Source organism: Stenotrophomonas sp. 05L44_2, from assembly GCF_056665995.1.
Genome location: NZ_JBFTNR010000437.1, coordinates 1 through 4033 on the forward strand (window position 1 = coordinate 1; position 4033 = coordinate 4033).

The 4033-nt window shown below is 67.3% G+C and carries 3 protein-coding genes and 1 pseudogene; 3 read left to right on the top strand and 1 reads right to left on the bottom strand.

Translation table 11 applies throughout. From position 1 onward, the window contains the following. From serC to aroA, 3 genes are all read left to right on the top strand, one after another. On the top strand, positions 1–952 hold a 952-nt coding region (serC, locus tag AC1VAN_RS15100; protein ID WP_480986103.1), incomplete at its 5' end, for a 3-phosphoserine/phosphohydroxythreonine transaminase. 51 nt (positions 953–1003) lie between these two features. Further along, positions 1004–2194, top strand: a complete 1191-nt coding sequence (gene pheA, locus AC1VAN_RS15105; RefSeq protein WP_480986104.1) for a prephenate dehydratase — start codon at positions 1004–1006, stop codon at positions 2192–2194. 74 nt (positions 2195–2268) lie between these two features. Beyond that, a complete protein-coding gene (aroA, locus tag AC1VAN_RS15110; protein WP_442252145.1) occupies positions 2269–3576 on the top strand; it encodes a 3-phosphoshikimate 1-carboxyvinyltransferase in 1308 nt (435 codons plus the stop codon). A gap of 32 nt (positions 3577–3608) precedes the next feature. Here aroA and AC1VAN_RS15115 read toward each other — a convergent pair. After that, positions 3609–4033, bottom strand: a pseudogene (locus AC1VAN_RS15115) (energy transducer TonB); the annotation flags it as partial.

The window sequence follows — 4033 nt, forward strand, 5'->3', positions numbered from 1 at the left end:
GTTCATGTCCGTGGCCGCCGAGGCCGAGGCCGACCTGCGTCGCCTGCTCGATGTTCCCGAGGACTATGCGGTGCTGTTCCTGCCCGGTGGTGCCACCACCCAGCAGGCGTTGATCCCGCTCAACTTCGCCAGCCCCGGCCAGCGTGCCGACTACGTGGTCACCGGCCACTGGGGCAAGACCGCAGTCAAGCAGGCCAGCCCCTACGTGGACGTCAACATCGCCGCCAGCAGCGAGGCCGAAGGGTATCGCCAGCTGCCCGAGCGCGCCGGTTGGCAGCTCTCTCCCGACGCCGCGTACGTGCACATCACTGCCAACGAGACCATCCACGGCGTCGAGTTCCGTGATGTGCCCGAGACCGGCAACGTGCCGCTGGTGGCAGACTTCAGTTCGTCCATCGCCAGCGAGCCGCTGGACGTGCGCCGCTACGGTGTCATCTATGCCGGTGCGCAGAAGAACCTGGGCCCGGTCGGCATCGCGGTGATGATCATCCGTCGCGACCTGCTGGAGCGTAGTGGCCAGCCACGCGCGGACATCTTCGATTACCGCTCGCACGTCGCCCGCGATTCCATGCTCAACACCCCGCCCACCTGGAACTGGTACCTGGCCGGTCTGGTGTTCAAGTGGATGCTGGCCGAAGGTGGCGTGGTCGAGTTCGCCAAGCGCAACGCCGCCAAGGCCGCGCTGGTGTACGGCGCCATCGATGCTTCCGGCGGCTTCTATCGCAACGAGGTCGCCCATTCGGCGCGCTCGCGGATGAACATCCCGTTCTTCCTGCCCAACACCGACCTCGATGCCCGTTTCGTCGCCGATGCCAAGGCCGCCGGCCTGCTGGCGCTGAAGGGTCACAAGGTGGTCGGTGGCATCCGCGCCTCGCTCTACAACGCCATGCCGCTGGCCGGGGCCGAGGCGCTGGTCGCCTTCATGGCCGATTTCCAGCAGCGTCACGGCTGAGCAATGAACGGCGCGCATCGTCGGGTGCGCGCCCCGCAACAAGGAATTCCGATGGCAAGCAAACCCAGCAAGAAKGCGTCGAAGAAGGCCGAGCCGGCCAAGGACAGCGCCACTTCCAAGCCCAAGGGCAAGTCGAAGGCAACCGCGGTGCCGACCCTGGCGCCACTGGCACTGGCCGATGTGCGTTCGAAGATCGACCAGATCGACCGTGACATCCAGAGCCTGATCGCCGAACGCGCACAGTTCGCCCACCAGGTCGGCAAGGCCAAGGGCAAGCTCGCCGCCGCCGTCGACTACTACCGCCCCGAGCGCGAGGCGCAGGTGCTGCGCATGGTGGTGGATCGAAACGAAGGCCCGCTCAGCGATGAGCTGCTGGTGCACGTCTACCGCGAAATCATGTCGGCCTGCCTGGCCCAGCAGGAGCCGTTGAAGATCGGCTACCTCGGTCCGGAAGGTACCTTCAGCCAGCAGGCCGTGCTCAAGCATTTCGGCCGCTCGGCGCTGGGCCTGCCGATGGCCAGCATCGAAGAAGTGTTCCAGGAAGTGGAAGCGGGCAACGCCGATTTCGGCGTGGTGCCGGTGGAAAACTCGGGGCAGGGCACCATCCAGATCACCCTGGACATGTTCCTCACTTCCAACCTGAAGATCTGCGGCGAAGTGGAACTACGCGTGCAGCAGTACCTGATGTCGCGCAGTGGCCGCATCGAGGACATCGAGCGCGTCTACGGCCATCCGCAGTCGTTCATGCAGACCTCGGCATGGATGCGCGCCAACCTGCCCAAGGCCGAGAAGATCCCGGTGGCCAGCAACGCCGAAGGTGCGCGCCGTGCGCGCAACGCCGACGATGCCGCGGCCATTGGCGGCGAGAGCGCCGGCCATGTGTACGGCCTGAAGAAGGTCGTCACCAAGCCGATCCAGAACGATGCCGACAACACCACCCGTTTCCTGGTGGTGGGGCGCAACATCTTCCCGACCTCCGGCCATGACCGCACCTCGGTGCTGGTGTTCATCCATGACAAGCCCGGCGCGCTGTTCGATGTGCTCAGCCCGTTCGCGCGCCATGGCATCAGCATGAACCGTATCGAGTCGCGCCCCTCGCACCACGGCAAGTGGGAATACGGCTTCTTCATCGACCTGGCCGGTCACATCGACGATGCGCCGATGCAGGCCGCACTGGCCGAACTGGAAGCGCACTCGGCGCAGATCAAGGTGCTTGGCTCCTATCCGGTAGCCGTGCCCTGATCCCTGCTGCGGCGGCTGCGGCCGCCGCCCCTGATGCACCGCCGGCGAGCCGGCGTTTACGGAACCATTCAACGATGAGCAACGCGCAGCACTGGATCGCCCGCAAGGGCCAGCCCCTGCAGGGCAGCCTGACCATTCCCGGCGACAAGTCGGTCTCGCACCGCTCGGTGATGTTCGCCGCGCTGGCCGATGGCACCTCGCATATCGAAGGCTTCCTGGAAGGCGAAGACACCCGCGCCACCGCGCGCATCTTCAGCCAGCTGGGCGTGCGCATCGAAACCCCCAGTGCGTCGCAGCGCGTCGTGCACGGCGTCGGCATCGATGGCCTGCAGGCACCCAGCGCACCGCTCGACTGTGGCAATGCCGGCACCGGCATGCGCCTGCTGGCCGGCCTGCTGGCCGGTCAGGCCTTCGACTGCACGCTGGTCGGCGACGAATCGTTGTCCGGCCGTCCGATGCGCCGCGTCACCGGTCCGCTGTCGCAGATGGGCGCGAAGATCGACACCGAGGAAGACGGCACGCCGCCGCTGCACGTGCATGGCGGGCAGACGCTGCACGGCATCGACTTTGCCTCGCCGGTGGCCAGTGCGCAGATCAAGTCCGCCGTGCTGCTGGCCGGCCTGTACGCGCACGGCGAAACCAGCGTCACTGAGCCGCACCCGACCCGCGACTACACCGAGCGCATGCTGTCCGCGTTCGGCGTGGACATCGCGTTCTCGCCGGGCAAGGCCCGCCTGCGTGGTGGCCAGCGCCTGCGCGCGACCGATATCGTGGTGCCGGCCGACTTCTCCTCGGCCGCGTTTTTCCTGGTCGCGGCCAGCATCATTCCCGGCTCCGAACTGCGCCTGAAGCAGGTCGGCCTCAATCCGCGCCGTACCGGCCTGCTGCACGCGCTGCGCCTGATGGGCGCGGACATCACCGAACAGAACCCGGCAGAGCAGGGCGGCGAAGCGGTGGCCGATCTGCTGGTGCGCTACGCGCCGCTGAAGGGTGCGCGCATTCCCGAGGAGCTGGTGCCGGACATGATCGACGAGTTCCCGGCATTGTTCGTGGCCGCTGCTGCCGCCGAAGGCCAGACCGTGGTGACCGGCGCCGCCGAACTGCGGGTGAAGGAATCCGATCGCCTGGCCGCGATGGCGACCGGCCTGCGCGCGCTGGGCATGCAGGTGGACGAAACCGAAGATGGCGCCACCCTGCACGGCGGCGTATCGCTGGGCAGTGGCACCATTCAAAGCCACGGTGATCATCGCATCGCAATGGCCTTCGCCATTGCCGGCCAGATCAGCCATGGTGAAGTGCGCATCAACGACATCGCCAACGTTGCAACGTCCTTCCCGGATTTCGACGGACTCGCACGCAGCGCCGGCTTCAACCTGGCCTGAGGTAGTCCCGGCGCCGCTGCGCTCGCCGGGCATGCCGGCTCGAACTTCCAGCCCTGCACGGTGTTCAGCACGGCACGGTCCAGGTCGCGGCTGCGCTCACCACTGCGCGACACGATCGCAGCGTCGGTCACGTTGCCACGCGTATCCACGTTCAAGCTGGCAACCACGCTGCCCTGCACGCCACTGCGCAGCGCGGCGGCCGGATAGCTGGGCTTGCTGTTGCTCGCCAGCGGACGCGCCTCACGGTTGCGTACGGCGGGGGCTGCCTTGCGCTCGCTCTGCGCGGGCACGGCCTGTCGCGCAGCCGGGGTGGGCGTGGTGGCGACCGGCGTTTCCGTGGCCGGCAGCATGCGCTCGCTTACCGGCGCAGGCGCAACATCGTCATGGCTGGAGAATCGCAGCCAGACCAGTGCCGCAGCGAACATCGCCACGATCAGGGCCAGCCACAGCCAAGGGG

What these genes read in the sequence shown, in the direction of transcription:
- aroA (WP_442252145.1), top strand. Translation starts at nt 2,269, where the DNA reads ATGAGCAACGCGCAGCACTGGATCGCCCGCAAGGGCCAGCCCCTGCAG.